Source organism: Pseudomonas sp. GB2N2 (assembly GCF_054897705.1).
In genome coordinates, this window is sequence record NZ_CM142701.1 from 779737 (window position 1) to 800399 (window position 20663).

The window sequence follows — 20663 nt, forward strand, 5'->3', positions numbered from 1 at the left end:
ATCGCCGCCGCCCCCTGTAGGAGCGAGCTTGCTCGCGATGGAGGTCAAGGTGACGCTGGCCACCTGACACCCCGGGGCGCCCTCCCGTTCATCGCGAGCAAGCTCGCTCCTACAAGGTTTTGTGGTGGTTGTTAAATCATGGACAAAAAAACGCCCCGAACCAGTCGGGGCGTCAGATGCGCGGCGTTGCGGTTAGCTTTTTATTCGGTCCGCAACGGCCGATCGTTCAGGCGAAGCCGATCAGTGGAACTGTTCTTCTTCAGTCGAACCGGTCAGTGCAGTCACCGAAGACGAGCCACCTTGAATCACAGTGGTCATGTCGTCGAAGTAGCCGGTGCCCACTTCCTGCTGGTGAGCCACGAAGGTGTAGCCCTTCGAAGCGTCAGCGAACTCTTGCTCTTGCAGTTTCACGTAGGCAGTCATGTCGTTGCGGGCGTAGTCGTGCGCCAGGTTAAACATGCTGTGCCACATGTTGTGAATGCCGGCCAGGGTGATGAACTGGTGCTTGTAACCCATGGCGGACAGTTCACGCTGGAACTTGGCAATGGTCGCGTCGTCCAGGTTTTTCTTCCAGTTGAAGGACGGCGAGCAGTTGTACGACAGCAGTTGGTCCGGGTATTCCTTTTTGATCGCTTCAGCGAAGCGACGAGCTTCGTCCAGATCCGGCTTGGCGGTTTCGCACCAGATGAGGTCGGCGTACGGCGCGTAAGCCAGGCCGCGAGCGATCGCCTGGTCGAGACCGGCGCGCACTTTGTAGAAACCTTCCTGGGTACGTTCGCCAGTCACGAATGGCTGGTCGTACGGGTCGCAGTCGGACGTCAGCAGGTCAGCAGCGTTAGCATCGGTACGCGCCAGAATGATGGTCGGCGTGCCGGCAACGTCAGCCGCCAGGCGGGCAGCGGTCAGCTTCTGCACGGCTTCCTGGGTAGGAACCAGTACCTTGCCGCCCATGTGGCCGCATTTTTTCACGGAAGCCAGTTGGTCTTCAAAGTGAACGCCGGCGGCGCCTGCTTCGATCATGCTCTTCATCAGCTCGTAAGCGTTCAGCACGCCGCCGAAACCGGCTTCAGCGTCAGCCACGATTGGCGCGAAGTAGTCGATATAACCTTCGTCGCCCGGGCCTTTACCGGCTTTCCACTGGATCTGGTCAGCACGACGGAACGAGTTGTTGATGCGCTTGACCACGGTTGGAACCGAATCCACCGGGTACAGCGACTGGTCCGGGTACATTGATTCGGCGGAGTTGTTGTCCGCAGCAACCTGCCAGCCCGACAGGTAGATTGCCTGGATGCCGGCTTTGACTTGTTGTACAGCCTGGCCGCCGGTCAGGGCGCCCATGCAGTTGACGAAATCTTTATCTGGACGGAAGGACGGCTTGGCACCCTGGGTGACCAGGTTCCACAGCTTCTCGGCGCCGAGTTTTGCAAAGGTGTGCTCAGGTTGAACCGAGCCACGCAGGCGGACGACGTCAGCAGCGGAGTAAGCGCGTGTCACGCCTTTCCAGCGTGGGTTTTCAGCCCAGTCTTTTTCGAGGGCTGCAATTTGCTGTTCGCGTGTCAGTGCCATGGAGATAAACCTCGTCGCGTCTTTTACGAAAATACGGAAAGTTGTGCTGCGGTGAAAAATTCGTGCGCTCGCAGACCAGAAGCTTAGGCGGTCAGGTCGAATTCGGCGGGGTTGGCGACGGGATGAACGATGGGCTCGAGGGGAAGTGAGCAGGTAAGGGCGGACTGGCGAGCGCATTCGGGCGTCGTGGGCCTTTATACGAACTTCAGTGTGATGCCGGGTTACCTAAATACGCTTCCGTCCCTCGGGACAACTTCGTTCCAGTCGGCAACCTCGTCAAACACACCTTGTGGGCGGTACAGACACGAAACGGCTCGCGGGGTAGATGCGAGCATCGCCTCGAAGGCCCTTGCCAGGGCCCCTGATTAGCGGGAGCGAGGCCATCATGCCTTTGCTTTTTTGGCTCGTCAAACGTTTTGTAGTGCTTTTTTTAAGGCACTACATCTTTGGTCTAATACGACTAATCAGTCAGTTTTCGGTGGTTTAGTCCAAAGTGTCGACTTTCACCCGCAGGGTCATGTCATCCCTGCCCTGAGTCGAGTAGCTGCGGGTCACGCCCTGTTTGTCGGCCTGAGTCTGGCGATTCATGCCGGCCAGGGTGATCCATTCGCCGAGGCGGCCGGTAACGGTTGTGTCGGTGCTCTGCACGTTCACTACATCGGGACGCTCCTGGCTCATACGGTCACGGTTGGTACTGATCGTCAGGTGAACGATGTCGCCGGTGACGCTGGCGGTGACGTAGAAACCCTGGGTGACATTGCGGTATTCGGTCTGGCTGCGCAGATCGCCGTAGGAATCGCTCTGTGTGCTGGTCAGCGGTACGCTTTGGCCGACCTGGATCAGTGCCGGCGTGCCTTCGCTGGCCTGCACTTGCTGGATACCGCCATCGCGACTGTCGGTGCTGCGATTGATGATCCGCGTCTGGCTGGGTTTGGCGCCGTTCACCGAGTAACCCTGGTCGCCCTGAAAGTTGTTTTCGCTGGTGTCGACGGTGATCAGCAAGCGTTTGGGCTGAATGTCGAGTTGGGCGATAAGCGCCTTAAGTTCGTCGATCTTGCGCTGATCGGCGTTGACGATCAGTTGGTTGCCATAGGCGCTGACCTGGCCCTCCTTGCCAATAAAATCCTGCGCCATCGGCAGCATGTCGGTGCTGGTCTGGTAGTTCAGCGGCACGATCTCGGTGGCGGCCATGACCGAAAGACTGCCGGTCAGCAGCAGCGTGGTGAGCAGGGTGCGTAGGGACATATCCGTTATCTCCGGCCTATTGATGTCTTGAGTTTGCCAGTTTGTCGGCCCGGCGTGGGGCAAGTTGAATCGTAGGCAGCAAAACGCCCCGGCATCCGAGAATGGCGGGGCGTTTGCGGTGTGTTTCAGGGCCTGCTCGCGATGGGTTCACCTCGGTCTCAAGGCGAATGCCGCACCATGTCCACATGCGGAATCCCGGCTTCCAGGAACTCCTCACTGACCAGACTGAAGCCCAGGCGCTGATAGAACGCCGTGGCCTGCACCTGCGCACTCAGCATCTGCTGCTGCAGCCCGCGTTTCTCGGCTTCACCGATCACCGCTTGCATCAGCGCATCGCCGACCTTCAGCCCGCGCCAGTCCTTGAGCACCGACACCCGGCCGATATGCCCGTCAGGCAGCAGGCGGGCGGTGCCAATCGGGAAGTCGCCTTCGAAGGCCAGAAAATGCACCGCTGTTGCGTCATCAGCATCCCATTCCAGTTCAGGCGGAACGGTTTGCTCGGCAATGAACACCGTCTCACGAATGCGCCGGATCTCGGCGTTGTCCTTTTGCCAGTCTGCGACACGTACGTGAATTTTATTCATCAGCGAACCCCAGGCTGCCTTGCTTGACGAGTTCACACAGCAAGCCGCGGCCGTCTTCGTCGCTCAGCCACTCACCGAGGTTGTCGGTGTGCAGGGCGTCGGCGGCACAGATCAGTTTCAGCAGCTCGCGCAATTTGCCCGGCAGGTAACGGCTCTGGCCGCTGGCGAACAGCAGCAGGTCGTCATCCACTTCGGACCAGGCCAGGCGGGCGCTCGGGTTGCGAATCAGGATGGCGCCTTGCTCGAGGCTGGCGAGCAGATCGTCTTCTTCGACGTCTTCCGGGCCGGCGACCAGTTCCGGGTAGCGCGGCTCGGTCATGAACTGGCCGAACCAGGTCAGCAGCAGGCGCTCGTCGCTCATGTGCTCGGCCAACAAGCCTTTCAGGCGATCAAGGGCGTCGTGCTGAATCTGATGCGGATCGACCGCAGGCAGGGCGTCGGCGTCGGTGTAGCGCTCTTCGTCCGTCAGGAACTGGCTGAGGAAGTCGGTGAAGTGGGTCAGCACTTCAGCGGCGCTCGGTGCGCGGAAACCCACGGAATAGGTCAGGCAGTCATCAACGGCCACACCCCAGTGGGCGAGGCGCGGCGGCAGGTAAAGCATGTCGCCCGGTTCCAGAACCCACTCCTCGGTGGCTTCGAAATCAGCGAGGATGCGCAGGTCCGCGTGTTGCAGCAGCGGGCTGTCGGAGTTGCACATCTGGCCGATTTTCCAGTTGCGCTTGCCGTGACCCTGCAGCAGGAACACATCGTAGTTGTCGAAGTGCGGACCGACGCTGCCACCCGGGGCAGCAAAGCTGATCATCACGTCGTCGATGCGCCAGCTCGGCAGGAAGCGGAAGTGCTCGAGCAGTTCGCTGACTTCCGGCACGAACTGGTCAACCGCTTGAACCAGCAAGGTCCACTCGGTTTCCGGCAGTTTGCTGAATTCGTCTTCGGCAAACGGGCCACGGCGCAATTCCCACGGGCGCTCGCCGTGTTCGATCAGCAGGCGCGATTCAACTTCTTCTTCCAGCGCCAGGCCGGCCAGTTCGTCGGCGTCGATCGGGCTTTCGAAATCAGGAATCGCCTGGCGGATCAGCAGCGGTTTTTTCTGCCAGTAGTCACGCAGGAATTCGCGCGCCGTGATGCCACCCAGAAGTTGCAGAGGAATGTCAGGATTCATGTGTAACCTATTGAAAAAATGCACTTTTCAGACGGGAATAAAAACGCCCGGCGCTGCCGGGCGTCTCAAACGGGTACAGCGGTCGATCAGATGCGCTTGGCTTGGTCTACAGCGTTGCCGATGTAGTTCGCCGGGGTGAGCAATTTCAGCTCGGCCTTGGCGGCGGCAGGCATGTCCAGGCCGTCGATGAAAGTTTGCAGCGCTTCAGGGCTGATGCCCTTGCCGCGGGTCAATTCTTTCAGCTTCTCGTACGGGTTTTCGATGTTGTAGCGACGCATGACGGTCTGGATCGGTTCGGCCAGGACTTCCCAGCAAGCGTCCAGGTCAGCCGCGATCTTCTGCGCATTCAGCTCAAGTTTGCTGATGCCTTTGAGGCTCGCTTCGTACGCGATCACGCTGTGGGCGAAGCCGACACCGAGGTTGCGCAGGACGGTGGAGTCGGTCAGGTCGCGCTGCCAGCGGGAAATCGGCAGTTTGCTCGCCAGGTGCTGGAACAGTGCGTTGGCGATGCCCAGGTTGCCTTCGGAGTTTTCGAAGTCGATCGGGTTGACCTTGTGCGGCATGGTCGACGAACCGATTTCGCCAGCGATGGTGCGCTGCTTGAAATAACCCAGGGAGATGTAGCCCCAGATGTCGCGGTCGAAGTCGATCAGGATGGTGTTGAAGCGGGCGATCGCGTCGAACAGCTCGGCAATGTAGTCGTGCGGCTCGATCTGCGTGGTGTACGGGTTGAAGCCCAGGCCCAGTTCGTCTTCGATGAAAGCGCGGGCGTTTTCTTCCCAGTCGATTTCAGGGTACGCCGACAGGTGCGCGTTGTAGTTGCCGACAGCGCCGTTGATCTTGCCCAGCAACGGAACGGCTGCGACTTGAGCGATCTGACGCTCCAGACGGTAAACCACGTTTGCCAGCTCTTTGCCCAGGGTGGTCGGCGAGGCCGGTTGACCGTGGGTGCGCGACAGCATCGGCACGTCAGCGAAACGAATGGCCAGTTCGCGGATGGCTTCGGCAGTCTGGCGCATCAGCGGCAGCATCACATCATCACGGCCCTCGCGGAGCATCAGCGCGTGGGACAGGTTGTTGATGTCCTCGCTGGTGCAGGCAAAGTGGATGAATTCGCTGACAGCCGCCAGTTCCGGCAATTTGGCCGCTTGCTCTTTGAGCAGGTACTCGATGGCTTTGACATCGTGGTTGGTGGTGCGCTCGATCTCTTTGACACGCTCGGCGTGCTCCAGAGCGAAGTTTTCCGCCAGGGTGTTCAGCACAGCGTTGGCTTCGGCGGAAAACGCCGGCACTTCGCTGATGCCCGTGTGAGCGGCCAGGCGCTGGAGCCAGCGCACTTCTACCAGAACGCGCGCACGGATCAGACCGTATTCGCTGAAAATTGGGCGCAGGGCCTGGGTTTTGCCGGCGTAGCGGCCGTCAACAGGGGAAACCGCAGTGAGCGAAGAAAGCTGCATGGGGTGTTCTCGGACAGTCGGGCAACGAAATGGGGCGCGTATCATACATGAAAAAATTCGCCGGTCCGTTGCCAACTGACCAGCGTATTACGCGTTACTGACTACAAAACGTTGGAGCGGGCGCGGTTCAGCTGCTGCGCATCAGCGGGTAAAGCTCTTTGAGCAGCTTGCGACGGCTGATCACCAACTGCCAGCGATGGCCGCCCAACTGCCGCCACAGGCGCGCCGAACGAATTCCGGCGAGCAACAGCGCGCGGATTTTCGAGGCGTTGCTCGGTTGCTGCAGGTTGCGCATGTCGCCGTGGACCTGAATCCGTTGGCGCAAGGTGCTCAGGGTGTCCTGGTACAACGCGCCGCACGCTGCGATCACGTTTTCGTGCGCCGGGCCGAAGTGCTCGACCTGGGACTGGATCTGCGGCAGGCGCTTGCCGATCACGTCGAGCATGTCGCCGCGCTTGGCCAGTTGACGTTCCAGGCCCAGCATCGACAGGGCATAGCGCAGCGGTTCGCGTTGCAGGGTGCTTGGGTCGCGTTCAAGGGCGCCGATCAATGCGCGATAGCCTTCGCGCAGGTTGATGTCGTCGCCACCATAGACTTCCAGGGTGTCCTTGGGGTCGCGAATCAGCAGGCTGCCGAGCATGCACGTCAGGCCGGCTTCGGTGGTCTGGCCGGTCTTGGCGATTTTGTCGACCAGCACGGCGGCGAGAAATACGCCGCCCAGCGCGGTCAGTTGCTCCTGAGTGGGGCTCATGCTTGGCTGCTCCATGGCTCAGCCACTTCAATTACGCCGCCGCCGAGGCAGATTTCACCGTCGTAAAACACCACGGATTGACCGGGAGTGACCGCGCGTTGCGGGTCATCGAAGGTCGCGCGGTAGCCGCTGGAAGTTTTTTCCAGCGTGCATGGCTGGTCGCCCTGGCGATATCGAACCTTGGCGGTCAGCTGGCGCGGTTCGCTCAGGTCGATCGGGTTGACCCAATAGATGTCAGAGGCGAGCAGGGCGCGGGAGAACAGGTAAGGGTGGTCATTGCCCTGGCCAACGATCAGCTCGTTGTGTTCCAGGTCCTTGATCAGCACGTACCACGGCTCGTCGCTGGCGTCTTTCAAACCGCCGATGCCCAAGCCCTGGCGCTGGCCGATGGTGTGGTACATCAGTCCGTGATGGCGGCCGATGACTTCACCTTCGGTGGTTTTGATGTCGCCCGGTTGCGCCGGCAGGTATTGCTTGAGGAAGTCGCTGAAGCGGCGTTCGCCTATGAAGCAGATCCCGGTGGAATCCTTTTTCTTCGCGGTGGCGAGTTCGTATTTCTCGGCAATTGCGCGCACTTCGGGTTTTTCCAGCTCGCCGACCGGGAACAGGGTCTTGGCGATCTGTTCGCCACCGACGGCGTGCAGGAAATAGCTCTGATCCTTGTTTGCGTCCAGGCCCTTGAGCAGTTCGGTGCGACCGTCGATGTCACGGCGGCGCACGTAGTGGCCGGTGGCGATCAGGTCGGCGCCGAGCACCATGGCGTAGTCGAGGAACGCCTTGAACTTGATCTCGCGGTTGCACAGGATGTCCGGGTTCGGCGTGCGACCGGCCTTGTATTCGGCCAGGAAATGCTCGAACACGTTGTCCCAGTATTCGGCGGCGAAGTTGGCGGTGTGCAGCTTGATGCCAATCTTGTCGCAGACAGCCTGGGCGTCCGCCAGGTCATCCATGGCGGTGCAGTATTCCGTTCCATCGTCTTCTTCCCAGTTCTTCATGAACAGGCCTTCCACCTCGTAACCCTGCTCGATCAGCAGGAGAGCAGAAACGGAAGAGTCCACGCCGCCGGACATGCCGACAATGACGCGCGTCTTTTGTGTGTCAGAAGGGGCTGGATCACGCATAGGGATTCAATGAGTGTCTTGAAAAAGGACGCGATTCTAACAGGCCGGAGCCCGCAAGGCTAAAGAGAAGGGCGGATCAGTTCGAGACCGAAGTGTTTGCCGTCCAGATAATCATCGATGCAGTGGATGATCAGCTCACTGCGCCAGTTTGCACGCTGTGCCAGCAACTCGTCACGGGTCAGCCATTTCGCCCCGACGATGCCGTCGTCGAGTTGATAGTCTGGGTGATGCTTTAGCGCTTTGGCGGTGAAACAGACCCGTTGGTAAGTCACGCCGTTGCTGGGCGCGGTGTAGAGGTAAATACCCACTACGCCTGTCGCCTCGACGTCCCAGCCGGTTTCTTCGAGGGTTTCGCGCACGGCGGCTTCGGTCAGTGTTTCGTTCGGGTCGAGGTGACCGGCGGGCTGGTTAAGTACCGTCCGTCCGCCCTTGGTTTCTTCGACCATCAGGAAGCGGCCGTTGTCTTCGACGACGGTGGCGACGGTGATGTGGGGTTGCCAGTCCATGGGATTTCCTCGATTTCTAACTTGGAATAAAAATCAATGTAGGAGTGCGCCTGCTCGCGATAGCGGTGGGTCAGGCAAAACCGGTGTTGAATGATATACCGCTATCGCGAGCAGGCTCACTCCTACAGGGTTGGAGTGCGCCAGTAAGAGTGTGTTGATGCCACACACAAAAAACCCCGGCACTGGGCCGGGGCGTCTATACATCCCTACAACCTTAAACCAGCGCAGCGATCGCGGCGTTGAAGGTGTTGCTCGGGCGCATGGCCTTGCTGATCAGCTCGGCATTGGCGTGGTAGTAACCGCCGATGTCGACTGGTTTGCCCTGAACGGCGTTGAGCTCGGCAACGATGGTTGCCTCGTTCTCGGTCAGGGTTTTTGCCAGCTCGCCGAACTGCGCCTGCAGTGCAGCGTCTTCAGTCTGGGCAGCCAGGGCCTGAGCCCAGTACAGCGCCAGGTAGAAGTGGCTGCCGCGGTTGTCGATGTTGCCGACTTTGCGCGATGGCGACTTGTTGTTGTCGAGGAACTGGCCGGTGGCCTGATCCAGGGTCTTTGCCAGAACCAGCGCCTTAGGGTTGTTGTAAGTAACGCCCAGGTGCTCAAGGGAAGCGGCCAAGGCCAGAAACTCGCCCAGGGAATCCCAGCGCAGGAAGTTTTCTTCCAGCAACTGCTGAACGTGCTTCGGTGCCGAACCGCCAGCGCCGGTTTCGAACAGGCCGCCGCCATTCATCAACGGCACGATGGACAGCATCTTGGCGCTGGTGCCCAGTTCCATGATCGGGAACAGGTCAGTCAGGTAGTCGCGCAATACGTTGCCCGTCACCGAAATGGTGTCCTTGCCATCGCGAGTGCGGCCCAGGGTGAACGCCATCGCGTCAACCGGGGACATGATGCGGATGTCCAGGCCCGACGTGTCGTGATCCTTCAGGTAAGCCTGAACTTTCTCGATCACTACGCCATCGTGAGCGCGCATTGGGTCCAGCCAGAAGATCGCTGGGGTCGCACTTGCACGAGCACGGTTGACGGCCAGTTTGACCCAGTCCTGGATCGGCGCGTCTTTGGTCTGGCACATGCGGAAGATGTCGCCGGCTTCAACCGATTGCTCAAGCAGCAGGCTGCCTTTGCTGTCGGTGACGCGAACAACGCCGTTGCGCTTGATCTGGAACGTCTTGTCGTGGGAGCCGTACTCTTCGGCTTTTTTCGCCATCAGGCCAACGTTTGGCACGCTGCCCATGGTGGTCGGGTCGAAAGCGCCGTTTACCTTGCAGTCTTCGATCACTGCCTGGTAGATGGTGGCGTAGCAGCGATCCGGGATCACCGCCTTGGTGTCGTGCAGCAGACCGTCAGTGCCCCACATCTTGCCAGAGTCACGAATCATGGCCGGCATCGAGGCGTCAACGATGACGTCGCTCGGCACGTGCAGGTTAGTGATGCCTTTGTCGGAGTTGACCATCGCCAACGACGGACGCACGGCGTAGACCGCCTGGATGTCCGCTTCGATCTGCGCTTGCTGCTCGGCCGGCAAGGCCTTGATGCGAGCGTACAGGTCGCCGATGCCGTTGTTCAGGTTGAAGCCGATCTGTGCCAGCACATCAGCGTGCTTGGCCAGTGCGTCTTTATAGAACTCGGCAACGATCTGGCCGAACATGATCGGGTCGGAGACCTTCATCATGGTGGCTTTGAGGTGAACCGACAGCAGCACGCCCTTGGCCTTGGCGTCTTCGATCTCGGCAGCGATGAAGCTGCGCAGCGCGTTTTTGCTCATGACTGCGCAATCGAGGATCTCACCGGCTTGCACTGTGGTCTTTTCTTTCAGGACGGTGGTGGTGCCGTCTTGAGCGATCAGTTCGATTTTAACGGCGTCAGCGGCGTCGATCAGGGCGGCTTTTTCGCTGCCGTAGAAATCGCCGGTGCTCATGTGGGCGACGTGGGACTTGGAGTCCGCAGCCCAGGCGCCCATTTTGTGCGGGTGCTTGCGTGCGTAATTTTTGACCGACAGCGGCGCACGACGATCGGAGTTGCCTTCGCGCAGAACCGGGTTAACGGCGCTGCCCTTGATCTTGTCGTAACGCGACTTGGTTTCTTTGTCGGCGTCGCTGCTCACGGTTTCCGGGTAGTCCGGCAGTGCGAAGCCCTGGGCTTGCAACTCTTTGATCGCGGCCTGCAGTTGCGGAACCGAAGCGCTGATGTTCGGCAACTTGATGATGTTGGCTTCAGGCGTAACGGCCAGGTCGCCCAGTTCGGCGAGGTGGTCGGCTACGGCTTTGTCACCCAATTGCTCGGGGAAGCTGGCCAGAATGCGCCCTGCAAGAGAGATATCGCGGGTTTCCACGGCGATATCAGCCGAGGCGGTGAAGGCCTCTACGATAGGCAACAGTGAATAGGTGGCGAGGGCTGGGGCTTCGTCGGTGAAGGTATAGATGATCTTCGAGCGGGTGGGCATATTCGGATTAACTCTCTCTTCTTTGCTAAAGCGTGCGCAGAAACTCGAGGGGCGCCGGGTAAGCGCGTTCGTTCAAAGTCATCCATGAGCCGAATGTCGAGATTTGTGCGCGGTGATGTTGGGTGCATCAGTCGAGCGTCAAGCGGGTGGACTGCTCGTAACAATCCTGCTTTTCGGGCCCTGACCCTCGGCTTCTTATTCAGATACAGGAGGTCGGTCGGCGTGACTCTGCGGTCAGCGGCGGCATTATACATAGGTAGCTGGCAATCTGCCGATGGTTCATACGCCACGATTCTCGTCCATTGGTCTAAAGGTCGCAGGGGAGGGTGGGGCGTAGAGTCGTCGAACGTGCTTGAGTTTGGCACTTTTCCCTTTGCTTTCAGGCTTGTACCCCGCGAACTGTGCAGCTTTGCGGCAGATGGATGGAACAGAGGGTTTGCGTGCCGATTTAACTGGGGTACGCTCGGACCAAGCCAGATGTTCAATCCAAACAATGGAGTTCAGCATGGGATACAAGAAGATTCAGGTTCCAGCCGTCGGCGACAAAATCACCGTCAACGCGGACCATTCTCTCAATGTTCCTAACAACCCGATCATCCCCTTCATCGAAGGCGATGGTATTGGTGTTGATATCAGCCCGGTCATGATCAAGGTTGTCGATGCTGCTGTTAAGAAGGCTTACGGCGGCGAGCGCAAAATTTCCTGGATGGAAGTCTACGCCGGGGAGAAAGCGACTCAGGTTTACGATCAGGACACCTGGCTGCCTCAGGAAACCCTCGACGCAGTCAAGGATTACGTGGTTTCCATCAAGGGCCCCCTGACCACGCCGGTCGGTGGCGGCATCCGTTCCCTGAACGTGGCCCTGCGCCAGCAACTCGACCTGTACGTCTGCCTGCGCCCGGTGCGTTGGTTCGAAGGTGTGCCGAGCCCGGTCAAGAAGCCAGGCGACGTCGATATGACGATCTTCCGCGAGAACTCGGAAGACATTTATGCCGGTATCGAGTGGAAGGCCGGTTCGCCTGAAGCGACCAAGGTCATCAAGTTCCTTAAAGAAGAGATGGGCGTCACCAAGATCCGTTTCGACGAAAACTGTGGGATCGGCGTCAAGCCGGTGTCCCTGCAAGGCACCAAGCGCCTGGCGCGCAAGGCCCTGCAATACGTGGTCGACAACGATCGCGACTCGCTGACCATCGTGCACAAAGGCAACATCATGAAGTTCACCGAAGGTGCCTTCAAGGAATGGGCCTACGAAGTGGCGGCTGAAGAATTCGGCGCGACCCTGCTCGATGGCGGGCCGTGGATGCAGTTCAAGAACCCGAAAACCGGCAAGAACGTCATCGTCAAGGATGCCATCGCCGACGCCATGCTCCAGCAGATCCTGCTGCGCCCGGCCGAATACGATGTGATCGCGACCCTTAACCTTAACGGCGACTACCTTTCTGACGCCCTGGCGGCGGAAGTGGGCGGTATCGGTATTGCGCCAGGTGCGAACCTGTCCGACACCATCGCCATGTTCGAAGCGACGCACGGTACTGCGCCGAAGTACGCCGGCAAAGACCAGGTCAACCCGGGCTCGCTGATTCTTTCCGCCGAGATGATGCTGCGTCACCTTGGCTGGACCGAAGCGGCCGACCTGATCATCAAGGGCACCAATGGCGCGATTTCCGCGAAGACCGTGACCTATGACTTCGAACGTCTGATGGACGGCGCGAAGCTTGTGTCGTCCTCAGGTTTTGGTGATGCACTGATTTCGCACATGTAAGCAGGCACACAAAAACCGCCCGGCTCAAGCGAGTCGGGCGGTTTTTTATGACTGGGTGACGTGCAGCGGTTTACGCCGTAACGGTCTGCTGCGTGGCAGGCGCGGTGACTGTCCGAGTGTCCTCGGGTGTGCCAATGTTGACGGCGTGCAAACCTTTGGGTCCCTGGATAATGTCAAAGACGACCGCCTGGCCGGCTTTCAGGGTTTTGTAACCGCCCATCTGGATGGCCGAGTAATGGGCGAACAGATCCTCGCTCTCACCATCCTTGTTGATAAATCCATAACCCTTGGCATTGTTGAACCATTTGACCTTGCCTTTTACAGTGCCTTTGACTGGCTCTGTGTCCTTAACGCCTGACATACCCATATCCCTCTGCAACAGACTCCATCACTGGAGTATCATCCAGTACATCCGCAGTCGAATCCTGTAAATAAGATTGACTCCGCGGACCTTTTTTACCCACTGTGGGCTCTATTGGTTGTAACACCGTTTTGCCGATAGTCAAGGTGACCCGGCAGTCGGAGTTGAAATCGTTCAAAGCCGTCCCCACTACTGTATTCGCACAACTGACGAACCTTTCTTTCCATGCATGCAATTAGCCAGATTCGACTAACATTCAATCAGGATCGCCCGACTCTCCAAAAAGATCATCCGGAGGAACACGACGACGATTCCGCAGGCATTGCTGTTCAGGAAGCGAAGCCTGCTTTACAGGCGCCGCCGATGTACAAGGTGGTTTTGTTCAACGATGACTACACACCGATGGATTTCGTCGTCGAAGTGCTCGAGGTGTTTTTTAACCTGAATCGCGAGCTGGCGACCAAGGTCATGCTGGCCGTCCACACAGAAGGACGGGCAGTATGTGGAGTGTTTACCCGCGACATTGCCGAGACCAAGGCCATGCAGGTCAACCAGTACGCCAGGGAAAGCCAGCATCCGCTACTCTGTGAAATCGAGAAGGACGGTTAATCGCCGACCACTTGGGTATGAGGTGAAGCTATGTTAAACCGCGAGCTCGAAGTCACCCTCAATCTAGCCTTCAAGGAGGCCCGTTCGAAGCGTCATGAGTTCATGACCGTCGAACACCTCCTGCTGGCCCTATTGGATAATGAGGCTGCCGCCACCGTTTTGCGTGCCTGCGGCGCAAACCTCGACAAACTCAAGCATGACCTGCAGGAGTTCATTGACTCCACCACGCCGCTGATCCCCGTGCATGATGAGGATCGCGAGACCCAGCCAACCCTGGGGTTCCAGCGTGTTCTGCAGCGTGCTGTATTCCACGTACAGAGCTCGGGCAAACGCGAAGTGACTGGCGCCAACGTGCTCGTTGCGATCTTCAGCGAGCAAGAAAGTCAGGCAGTGTTCCTGCTGAAACAGCAGAGCGTTGCGCGCATCGATGTCGTCAACTACATCGCCCATGGCATTTCCAAAGTACCGGGGCACGGCGATCACTCTGAGGGTGAGCAAGATATGCAGGACGACGAGGGCGGTGAGTCTTCATCTTCAGGCAATCCCCTGGATGCTTATGCCAGCAACCTCAACGAACTCGCGCGCCAGGGTCGTATCGATCCGTTGGTAGGCCGTGAGCTTGAAGTCGAGCGTGTCGCGCAGATCCTCGCGCGTCGGCGCAAAAACAATCCGTTGCTGGTAGGCGAGGCGGGCGTGGGTAAAACCGCGATTGCCGAAGGCCTGGCTAAGCGCATTGTCGACAACCAGGTGCCGGACCTGCTGGCCAACAGCGTGGTGTATTCCCTCGATCTGGGCGCACTGCTGGCCGGGACCAAATACCGCGGCGATTTCGAGAAGCGTTTCAAGGCGCTGCTCAACGAGCTGAAAAAACGTCCGCAGGCGATCCTGTTCATCGACGAAATCCACACCATCATTGGTGCGGGTGCCGCGTCCGGTGGTGTCATGGATGCCTCGAACCTGCTGAAACCGCTGCTGTCGTCCGGTGATATCCGTTGCATCGGTTCGACCACCTTCCAGGAATTCCGCGGGATCTTCGAGAAGGACCGTGCCCTGGCACGTCGTTTCCAGAAGGTCGATGTGTCGGAACCCTCGGTGGAGGACACCATCGGTATCCTGCGCGGACTGAAGGGGCGTTTCGAACAACATCACAATATCGAATACAGTGATGAAGCCCTGCGCGCCGCTGCCGAACTGGCCTCGCGTTACATCAATGACCGGCACATGCCGGACAAAGCTATCGACGTGATCGACGAAGCGGGTGCCTACCAGCGTCTGCAGCCGATCGAGAAGCGTGTGAAACGCATCGAAGTGCCTCAGGTCGAGGACATCGTGGCGAAGATCGCGCGGATTCCGCCCAAGCACGTCAACACCTCCGACCGGGAGTTGCTGCGTAACCTTGAGCGCGACCTGAAGCTGACGGTATTCGGCCAGGATGCCGCGATCGACTCGTTGTCGACCGCGATCAAACTGTCCCGTGCCGGCCTCAAGTCGCCTGACAAGCCAGTCGGTTCGTTCCTGTTTGCAGGCCCGACCGGTGTCGGTAAAACCGAAGCGGCGCGTCAATTGGCCAAGGCGTTGGGCATCGAGCTGGTTCGTTTCGACATGTCCGAGTACATGGAGCGCCACACCGTATCGCGTCTGATCGGTGCACCTCCGGGGTATGTCGGTTTCGACCAAGGCGGTCTGCTGACCGAAGCCATCACCAAGCAGCCTCACTGCGTGCTGTTGCTCGATGAAATCGAGAAGGCGCATCCGGAAGTCTTCAACCTGCTGTTGCAGGTCATGGACCACGGTACGCTGACCGACAACAACGGGCGCAAGGCGGATTTCCGTAACGTGATCGTCATCATGACGACCAACGCCGGTGCCGAAACCGCAGCGCGTGCTTCGATCGGTTTCACTCATCAGGACCACTCGTCCGATGCGATGGAAGTGATCAAGAAAAGCTTTACGCCAGAGTTCCGTAACCGTCTGGACACCATTATCCAGTTTGGTCGCCTCAGCCATGAGGTCATCAAAAGCGTGGTGGACAAGTTCCTTACCGAGCTTCAGGCGCAGCTGGAAGACAAGCGCGTGCAGCTGGAAGTGACCGACGCGGCGCGCAGCTGGTTGGCGGCGGGTGGCTACGATTCGGCAATGGGTGCTCGGCCGATGGCGCGTTTGATCCAGGACAAGATCAAGCGTCCGCTGGCGGAAGAGATTCTCTTTGGCGAGCTGGCCGACCATGGTGGTGTGGTTCACATCGACCTGAAGGACGGCGAACTGACCTTCGAGTTCGAAACCACGGCAGAAATGGCCTGACGTTAACCGCGACAAAGCAAAAGGCGCCGAAAGGCGCCTTTTTACTGTCTGTCAGTCACCTGCACATACAAAAACGCCCGGCATAAACCGGGCGTTTTGTATTGACCTGATCAGCGAGCGCGGTAAGTGATGCGCCCTTTGCTCAAGTCATAGGGCGTCAGCTCGACGCGCACTTTGTCACCGGTAAGAATACGAATGTAGTTCTTGCGCATCTTGCCGGAAATATGCGCGGTTACGACGTGCCCATTTTCCAACTCCACACGAAACATGGTGTTGGGCAGGGTGTCGACGACAGTGCCTTCCATTTCGAAGCTGTCTTCTTTCGACATGCAGTAAAGCCCTCGGTGTCCAATGAATGGCCCGGTGCAACTGCGCCAGGCAAAAGCGGCGTGCATTGTGCCCGAAAAATGGGGTTTAAGCCAAGGGGTTCTAGTTCAGGATGACCCAGCGCTGATTAATCAGCAGTTCGATCGGGCGATATTGAGTCTTGTAGCTCATCTTTTTGCAGTTTTTGATCCAGTAACCGAGGTACACGGCTTCGAGCCCCAGGCGCTGGGCCTCGGCAATCTGCCAGAGGATCGCGTAGCGCCCCAGGCTGCGGCGCTCTTCAGCGGGCTCGTAGAAGGTGTAGACCGCCGACAGACCGTTCGGCAGCAAGTCGGTCACCGCCACGGCCAGCAACTGCCCGTCCAGGCGAAATTCGTAAAACCGCGAGAAGGGCAGATCGCGCACCAGGAATGTCGAAAACTGATCGCGACTGGGTGGGTACATGTCGCCGTCGGCGTGCCGCTGTTCGATATAGCGCTGATACAGGTCGAAGTATTCTTCGCTGAACTTGGGTTTGGCCGGCCGCACTTGCAGGTCGAGATTGCGCTTGAAAATGCGTTTCTGCTGACGATTGGGCACAAATTGCGCCACGGGAATGCGCGCCGGCACGCACGCATTGCAATTCTGGCAATGGGGCCGGTAGAGATGATCGCCGCTGCGACGGAAACCCATTTCAGACAGGTCCGCGTAGACATGCACATCCATGGGCTGGCTAGGGTCAAGAAACAGGGTCGTGGCCTGCTCCTCGGGCAGATAACTGCAAGAGTGGGGCTGAGTGGCATAGAACTTCAAACGCGCCAACTCGGTCATGATCGACCCTCGGGGATAAGCTTTGAATTAAGTGTAAGCCACCGGCGCAAAAGTCGCTCAGCAAACCCAGGTGGCACGGTTGGGTTGATCCAGATGCTGCGCGAGATGGTCGGCAAATTCACGGCGAGGAATGGCCCGTGCGCCGAGGCTGTGCAGATGGTCGGTGGGCATCTGGCAGTCGATCAGCACGAAACCCGAATTTTTCAGATGTTTGACCAGGGTGGCAAAGCCAAATTTCGAGGCGTTGTCGGCGCGGCTGAACATGGATTCACCGAAAAACAGCTGACCCATCGCCAGGCCATACAAACCACCGACCAGTTCGCCCTGGTCCCAGACCTCTACCGAATGCGCATAGCCGCGTTGGTGCAGATCCAGGTAGGCGTTCTGCATCGCATCGGTGATCCAGGTGCCGTCGGCGTAATCCCTTGGCGCGGCGCAGGCTCGGATCACCGCGGCAAAATCCTGATCAAAGGTCACCTGATAGCGTTGCTGGCGCAGCAGTTTTCCCAGGCTGCGCGAGACATGCAGTTCGTCGGGAAACAGCACGGTCCGCGGATCAGGCGACCACCAGAGAATCGGCTGGCCTTCCGAGAACCATGGGAAACAACCGTGCCGATAAGCCTGGATCAGACGATCGGCGGACAAGTCGCCGCCGGCAGCCAGCAATCCGTTGGGATCGCGCATGGCTTTTTCCAGTGGCGGAAAGGTCAGGGTGTTGCGTTGTAACCAAGTCAGCATGGCATCCGGGCTTACAGAAGGGGAGGGTAGTGGTGCATGACGTGAAGTGTGCCGTCAAACCAGTGAAGTGTCGTCGAGGTATATCTGCGCGTCCAGTGCGGCCGGCCGGAGATAGGGGAAGTTGCAACTTGAGCCTGTCGCGGCGGTCGTAAGCTTGGATTTGCTCGTAAATGACCTCATAAGCCTTTGTCACAAAAGACAATGCGTGCTCAAATTCAAAGCAGTTTGCCTCCCATTGACCTGTTGTTGAGTATGCTGAGCCATGGTCTGCCAGCATGGCATCGTACGAACAAACCCGTACAATGCGTGCCGGTCACTGAAATAATCCCTGCGCGCTGTGTTATAGAAACCAAGGTGCAGTGTTAAAAGGTGTGCAGTGTTAAAAGTAGTCCCGGTGGGCCGGTTAACTTTTTCACCTGCCTGGATTGGGCAGTTTTTTATAGTCATTCAACAGATGGACGCGCCAAGGGCGCAGGAAAAGTAGCGTTTTGAAGAAATCCACCGCAGCACCTAAACCAGCCGTCGTTCCACTGTGGCGCCAGCACTTGCACTACCGACTCAAGGAAGGTGCATTGATTGCGATCGGCGCCTTGTGCCTGTTCCTGATGATGGCCTTGCTGACCTATGGCAAGGACGATCCGGGCTGGAGCCACAACAGCAAGATCGACGATGTGCAGAACTTCGGCGGCCCGGCCGGCTCGTACAGTGCCGACATCCTGTTCATGGTGTTGGGTTACTTCGCCTACATCTTCCCGTTGTTGCTGGCGATCAAGGCTTATCAGATCTTCCGTCAGCGCCACCAGCCGTGGGAATGGAGCGGCTGGCTGTTTTCCTGGCGTCTGATCGGCCTGGTGTTCCTGGTGCTGTCGGGCGCCGCATTGGCCCACATCCATTTTCATGCCGCGACCGGTCTGCCGGCCGGTGCGGGCGGGGCGTTGGGTGAAAGCCTGGGCGACCTCGCCAGAAACGCGCTGAACATCCAGGGCAGCACCTTGCTGTTCATCGCGCTGTTCCTGTTTGGCCTGACCGTATTCACCGACCTGTCTTGGTTCAAGGTGATGGACGTCACCGGCAAGATCACCCTCGACCTGTTCGAACTGTTCCAGGGTGCGGCCAATCGCTGGTGGGCCGCCCGCGTCGAGCGCAAGCAGCTGGTTGCGCAGTTGCGTGAAGTCGACGATCGCGTGCATGACGTGGTGGCGCCAACCGTCACCGACAAACGCGAGCAGGCCAAGGTCAAGGAACGCCTGATCGAGCGCGAACAAGCCCTGAGCAAGCACATGTCGGAGCGTGAGAAACAGGTTCCGCCAGTGATTGCCCCTGCGCCGCCCAAGCCTTCTGCGCCGAGCAAACGCGTGGAAAAAGAGAAGCAGGCGCCGTTGTTCGTCGACAGCGCCGTCGAAGGCACCTTGCCGCCGATCTCGATTCTCGATCCCGCCGAAAAGAAACAACTCAATTATTCGCCCGAATCCCTGGCGGCCGTCGGTCACTTGCTGGAAATCAAGCTCAAGGAATTCGGCGTTGAAGTCTCGGTGGATTCGATCCACCCGGGCCCGGTGATTACCCGTTACGAAATCCAGCCCGCTGCCGGGGTCAAGGTCAGCCGTATCTCCAACCTGGCGAAAGATCTTGCGCGCTCCCTGGCCGTGACCAGCGTGCGGGTGGTGGAAGTGATTCCGGGCAAGACCACCGTCGGTATCGAGATTCCCAACGAAGACCGGCAGATCGTGCGTTTCTCCGAAGTGCTGTCGACCCCGGAATACGATAACTTCAAATCCCCGGTGACCCTGGCTCTCGGCCACGACATCGGCGGAAAGCCGGTCATCACCGACCTGGCGAAAATGCCGCACTTGCTGGTGGCCGGTACGACCGGTTCCGGTAAGTCGGTGGGCGTGAACGCGATGATCCTGTCGATCCTGTTCAAGTCCGGCCCGGAAGACGCCAAACTGATCATGATCGACCCGAAAATGCTGGAACTGTCGATTTACGAAGGCATTCCGCACTTGCTCTGCCCGGTGGTGACCGACATGAAGGACGCGGCCAACGCCCTGCGCTGGAGCGTGGCGGAGATGGAGCGTCGCTATAAACTGATGGCGAAAATGGGCGTGCGCAACCTGTCCGGCTTCAACGCCAAGGTCAAAGAAGCCCAGGACGCCGGCACGCCGCTGGCCGATCCGCTGTACAAACGCGAAAGCATTCACGACGAAGCGCCGCTGCTGACCAAGCTGCCGACCATTGTCGTGGTCGTCGACGAGTTCGCCGACATGATGATGATCGTCGGCAAGAAAGTTGAAGAGCTGATCGCCCGTATCGCCCAGAAGGCGCGTGCGGCCGGTATCCACTTGATCCTCGCGACCCAGCGGCCGTCGGTTGACGTGATCACCGGTCTGATCAAGGCGAACATCCCGACGCGTATGGCGTTCCAGGTGTCGAGCAAGATCGACTCCCGGACCATCATCGATCAGGGTGGCGCCGAGCAACTGCTGGGCCACGGTGACATGCTCTACATGCCGCCGGGCACCAGCCTGCCGATCCGCGTTCACGGTGCGTTCGTGTCTGATGATGAAGTTCACCGGGTGGTTGAAGCCTGGAAACTGCGCGGCGCACCGGAATACAACGATGACATCCTCGCCGGCGTCGAAGAGGCTGGTAGCGGCTTTGAAAATGGCGGCGGCAGTGGCGGTGATGACGATGCCGAAACCGATGCGCTGTACGACGAAGCGGTGCAGTTCGTGCTGGAAAGCCGTCGTGCGTCCATCTCTGCGGTTCAGCGCAAGTTGAAAATCGGCTACAACCGCGCCGCCCGCATGATCGAAGCCATGGAAATGGCCGGGGTCGTGACGTCCATGAATACCAACGGTTCGCGCGAAGTCCTGGCCCCCGGGCCGGTGCGCGACTGATTTGATCTGATGCCTTGAATTGA

17 protein-coding genes are annotated in these 20663 nt (G+C 58.9%); 4 read left to right on the forward strand and 13 right to left on the reverse strand.

Annotation, left to right across the window (positions count from 1 at the left end; genetic code table 11):
- Positions 1-240 precede the first annotated feature (240 nt).
- The 9 genes from aceA to ACYZT4_RS03605 all read right to left on the reverse strand — a co-directional run bounded on the left by aceA (position 241) and on the right by ACYZT4_RS03605 (position 10832).
- Positions 241-1566, reverse strand: a complete 1326-nt coding sequence (gene aceA, locus ACYZT4_RS03565; RefSeq protein ID WP_033057066.1) for an isocitrate lyase — start codon at positions 1564-1566, stop codon at positions 241-243.
- A 483-nt stretch (positions 1567-2049) separates the two neighbouring features.
- A complete protein-coding gene (locus tag ACYZT4_RS03570) occupies positions 2050-2811 on the reverse strand; it encodes a secretin N-terminal domain-containing protein (RefSeq protein ID WP_461985286.1) in 762 nt (253 codons plus the stop codon).
- Positions 2812-2969: 158 nt separating this feature from the next.
- Entirely contained in the window at positions 2970-3395 is a 426-nt protein-coding gene (locus tag ACYZT4_RS03575) for a GNAT family N-acetyltransferase (RefSeq protein ID WP_461985288.1), read from the reverse strand.
- Complete coding sequence (locus ACYZT4_RS03580) at positions 3388-4557, reverse strand: ribosomal protein uL16 3-hydroxylase (RefSeq protein WP_461985290.1); 1170 nt, start codon at positions 4555-4557, stop codon at positions 3388-3390. The genes ACYZT4_RS03575 and ACYZT4_RS03580 overlap by 8 nt, the downstream gene beginning before the upstream one ends.
- 86 nt (positions 4558-4643) lie before the next feature.
- Entirely contained in the window at positions 4644-6014 is a 1371-nt protein-coding gene (gene purB / locus ACYZT4_RS03585; RefSeq protein ID WP_461985291.1) for an adenylosuccinate lyase, read from the reverse strand.
- A gap of 127 nt (positions 6015-6141) precedes the next feature.
- Positions 6142-6765 carry a high frequency lysogenization protein HflD gene (gene hflD / locus ACYZT4_RS03590; protein WP_461985293.1) on the reverse strand — a complete coding sequence of 208 codons (624 nt, stop codon included), beginning with the start codon at positions 6763-6765 and terminating at the stop codon, positions 6142-6144.
- The gene (mnmA, locus tag ACYZT4_RS03595) at positions 6762-7886 is read right to left on the reverse strand and encodes a tRNA 2-thiouridine(34) synthase MnmA (RefSeq protein ID WP_461985295.1); all 1125 of its coding nucleotides are present in this window, start codon (positions 7884-7886) and stop codon (positions 6762-6764) included. The genes hflD and mnmA overlap by 4 nt, the downstream gene beginning before the upstream one ends.
- Before the next feature lie 59 nt (positions 7887-7945).
- Positions 7946-8392 (reverse strand): NUDIX hydrolase, encoded by a 447-nt coding sequence (locus ACYZT4_RS03600; RefSeq protein WP_461985297.1) that lies wholly within the window; start codon positions 8390-8392, stop codon positions 7946-7948.
- Between the two features lie 214 nt (positions 8393-8606).
- Positions 8607-10832: an NADP-dependent isocitrate dehydrogenase gene (locus ACYZT4_RS03605; RefSeq protein WP_461985298.1), complete on the reverse strand. Its 2226-nt coding sequence runs from the start codon at positions 10830-10832 to the stop codon at positions 8607-8609.
- 505 nt (positions 10833-11337) lie between these two features.
- Here ACYZT4_RS03605 and icd point away from each other — a divergent pair.
- Complete coding sequence (gene icd, locus ACYZT4_RS03610) at positions 11338-12594, forward strand: NADP-dependent isocitrate dehydrogenase (RefSeq protein WP_008033986.1); 1257 nt, start codon at positions 11338-11340, stop codon at positions 12592-12594.
- A 70-nt stretch (positions 12595-12664) separates the two neighbouring features.
- Here icd and cspD read toward each other — a convergent pair whose 3' ends face one another.
- Positions 12665-12955 (reverse strand): cold shock domain-containing protein CspD, encoded by a 291-nt coding sequence (gene cspD, locus ACYZT4_RS03615; protein ID WP_461985299.1) that lies wholly within the window; start codon positions 12953-12955, stop codon positions 12665-12667.
- Positions 12956-13180: 225 nt separating this feature from the next.
- Between cspD and clpS the strand changes: the two genes are divergently transcribed.
- Together clpS and clpA are read left to right on the forward strand one after the other, a co-directional pair.
- Positions 13181-13564 carry an ATP-dependent Clp protease adapter ClpS gene (gene clpS, locus ACYZT4_RS03620; protein WP_034146919.1) on the forward strand — a complete coding sequence of 128 codons (384 nt, stop codon included), beginning with the start codon at positions 13181-13183 and terminating at the stop codon, positions 13562-13564.
- Between the two features lie 30 nt (positions 13565-13594).
- The gene (gene clpA / locus ACYZT4_RS03625; RefSeq protein WP_461985301.1) at positions 13595-15865 is read left to right on the forward strand and encodes an ATP-dependent Clp protease ATP-binding subunit ClpA; all 2271 of its coding nucleotides are present in this window, start codon (positions 13595-13597) and stop codon (positions 15863-15865) included.
- A gap of 110 nt (positions 15866-15975) precedes the next feature.
- Here clpA and infA read toward each other — a convergent pair whose 3' ends face one another.
- From infA to aat, 3 genes are all read right to left on the reverse strand, one after another.
- Positions 15976-16194 carry a translation initiation factor IF-1 gene (gene infA / locus ACYZT4_RS03630; RefSeq protein WP_002553999.1) on the reverse strand — a complete coding sequence of 73 codons (219 nt, stop codon included), beginning with the start codon at positions 16192-16194 and terminating at the stop codon, positions 15976-15978.
- Positions 16195-16294: 100 nt separating this feature from the next.
- Entirely contained in the window at positions 16295-17002 is a 708-nt protein-coding gene (locus tag ACYZT4_RS03635; protein WP_461985303.1) for an arginyltransferase, read from the reverse strand.
- Between the two features lie 57 nt (positions 17003-17059).
- Positions 17060-17740: a leucyl/phenylalanyl-tRNA--protein transferase gene (aat, locus tag ACYZT4_RS03640; RefSeq protein ID WP_461985305.1), complete on the reverse strand. Its 681-nt coding sequence runs from the start codon at positions 17738-17740 to the stop codon at positions 17060-17062.
- A 488-nt stretch (positions 17741-18228) separates the two neighbouring features.
- Between aat and ACYZT4_RS03645 the strand changes: the two genes are divergently transcribed.
- On the forward strand, positions 18229-20640 hold the full coding sequence (locus ACYZT4_RS03645; RefSeq protein ID WP_461985307.1) for a DNA translocase FtsK: 2412 nt from the start codon (positions 18229-18231) through the stop codon (positions 20638-20640).
- Positions 20641-20663 lie beyond the last annotated feature (23 nt).

What these genes read in the sequence shown, in the direction of transcription:
- aceA (WP_033057066.1), bottom strand. Translation starts at nt 1,566, where the DNA reads ATGGCACTGACACGCGAACAGCAAATTGCAGCCCTCGAAAAAGACTGG.
- ACYZT4_RS03570 (WP_461985286.1), bottom strand. Translation starts at nt 2,811, where the DNA reads ATGTCCCTACGCACCCTGCTCACCACGCTGCTGCTGACCGGCAGTCTT.
- ACYZT4_RS03575 (WP_461985288.1), bottom strand. Translation starts at nt 3,395, where the DNA reads ATGAATAAAATTCACGTACGTGTCGCAGACTGGCAAAAGGACAACGCC.
- ACYZT4_RS03580 (WP_461985290.1), bottom strand. Translation starts at nt 4,557, where the DNA reads ATGAATCCTGACATTCCTCTGCAACTTCTGGGTGGCATCACGGCGCGC.
- purB (WP_461985291.1), bottom strand. Translation starts at nt 6,014, where the DNA reads ATGCAGCTTTCTTCGCTCACTGCGGTTTCCCCTGTTGACGGCCGCTAC.
- hflD (WP_461985293.1), bottom strand. Translation starts at nt 6,765, where the DNA reads ATGAGCCCCACTCAGGAGCAACTGACCGCGCTGGGCGGCGTATTTCTC.
- mnmA (WP_461985295.1), bottom strand. Translation starts at nt 7,886, where the DNA reads ATGCGTGATCCAGCCCCTTCTGACACACAAAAGACGCGCGTCATTGTC.
- ACYZT4_RS03600 (WP_461985297.1), bottom strand. Translation starts at nt 8,392, where the DNA reads ATGGACTGGCAACCCCACATCACCGTCGCCACCGTCGTCGAAGACAAC.
- ACYZT4_RS03605 (WP_461985298.1), bottom strand. Translation starts at nt 10,832, where the DNA reads ATGCCCACCCGCTCGAAGATCATCTATACCTTCACCGACGAAGCCCCA.
- icd (WP_008033986.1), top strand. Translation starts at nt 11,338, where the DNA reads ATGGGATACAAGAAGATTCAGGTTCCAGCCGTCGGCGACAAAATCACC.
- cspD (WP_461985299.1), bottom strand. Translation starts at nt 12,955, where the DNA reads ATGTCAGGCGTTAAGGACACAGAGCCAGTCAAAGGCACTGTAAAAGGC.
- clpS (WP_034146919.1), top strand. Translation starts at nt 13,181, where the DNA reads ATGCATGCAATTAGCCAGATTCGACTAACATTCAATCAGGATCGCCCG.
- clpA (WP_461985301.1), top strand. Translation starts at nt 13,595, where the DNA reads ATGTTAAACCGCGAGCTCGAAGTCACCCTCAATCTAGCCTTCAAGGAG.
- infA (WP_002553999.1), bottom strand. Translation starts at nt 16,194, where the DNA reads ATGTCGAAAGAAGACAGCTTCGAAATGGAAGGCACTGTCGTCGACACC.
- ACYZT4_RS03635 (WP_461985303.1), bottom strand. Translation starts at nt 17,002, where the DNA reads ATGACCGAGTTGGCGCGTTTGAAGTTCTATGCCACTCAGCCCCACTCT.
- aat (WP_461985305.1), bottom strand. Translation starts at nt 17,740, where the DNA reads ATGCTGACTTGGTTACAACGCAACACCCTGACCTTTCCGCCACTGGAA.